This window comes from Virgibacillus alimentarius (genome assembly GCF_017874635.1).
Classification (GTDB): Bacteria; Bacillota; Bacilli; order Bacillales; family Amphibacillaceae; genus Virgibacillus_B; species Virgibacillus_B alimentarius.
This window is the reverse complement of record NZ_JAGIKX010000074.1, coordinates 1-1,107: the sequence shown is the minus strand read 5'-3', so window position 1 is coordinate 1,107 and position 1,107 is coordinate 1. Positions and strand designations below refer to the sequence as shown.

Sequence of the window (1,107 nt, the reverse complement as noted above, 5' to 3'; positions counted from 1 at the left end):
TCAAATCATTTATGGCAAAAGCAATATCATTTTTATCTAATTTAACTTCTAAATCTAAAGGCAAAATCACTTGATTCATGGTATAATGTTTAAACTTAAGAGCACCTCCGGTGAATAATGGTTTAGTCACTTTTATTTTACCAGAAGGTGCTTTTTTTGTTTACTAATTATTAGCAGAATAATTAATCATTTTAAAACCAAAGCAAAAAAGAATCCAGTATCTACCGAATTCCTTTTTTACTATTTAGCTGAGTTTTGTCCCAGCCCCGCTGCTTAAACCCGTAAAAGTTCACAAATTTAAGAAAAACGCTGGTAAATATAGTTTCTTCGTTCCGTTTTCTCGGTTTGATTACGGCAGTTTTCATATTGTCAATCTGTATCTTTCTTAGTATACGCCCAGTTGGTCAAGAATTTTCTTCATCCCCATAGAAAAGGCATTCCTGATTTTCTCCAGGCAATGGAACAGTATAAGCATTATTACTAAAAGGAAGTGTCATGACAAGGCAATAGACATCTATATATTTTCCATCTTTCACTGACTCCATAAGACCAAAATCAAGTTGCGCTTCAACTGGCGGATGAGATAATCTTTCATGGTTTTTATCAAAATCCTCCTCTGACAAACTCCTTCCGTCCCGCCATTCCTGAATAAAGTTACAATTGATTCTCTACGAACCGGGAAAATCCATCTCTAGCAGTCGAGCAAACAATTGTTTATTTGTGCGTCAAGACTTCTTTTTCAGCGTAAACTACATGACGTATAATATATACATAATTATTAAACTTGGAAGCTGTGCATTAGTTGAGGCTTTATTGGATGAACTGTTAATTTATTATATTAACACCAACATAATGTTAACATTAATTGTTATATTATTTTATGTTATCACTAATAAAATAATATTAATGAATTAGTATTTATATTTTTGATAAAACGGGGAGTGTAATATTAACTGTGTAAGTAAGAATGCGTACGGTTCTTACTCATACAGTTTTTTATTTGGTAGAATATAAATAATAGATTAAAGGAGTGATTTTCGTGGTAAAGCCAAAAAGAAATCCTAACTCCGAAGAATTAGCCAAAAAGATTATTGAAGAGTATCAGCC

The 1,107-nt window shown here is 32.1% G+C and carries 1 protein-coding gene; it reads right to left on the bottom strand.

Annotated features, from left to right (window positions below; all coding sequences use genetic code 11):
* Positions 1–404: 404 nt before the first annotated feature.
* Positions 405–623, bottom strand: a complete 219-nt coding sequence (locus tag J2Z81_RS15660; protein WP_226371756.1) for a hypothetical protein — start codon at positions 621–623, stop codon at positions 405–407.
* Positions 624–1,107 lie beyond the last annotated feature (484 nt).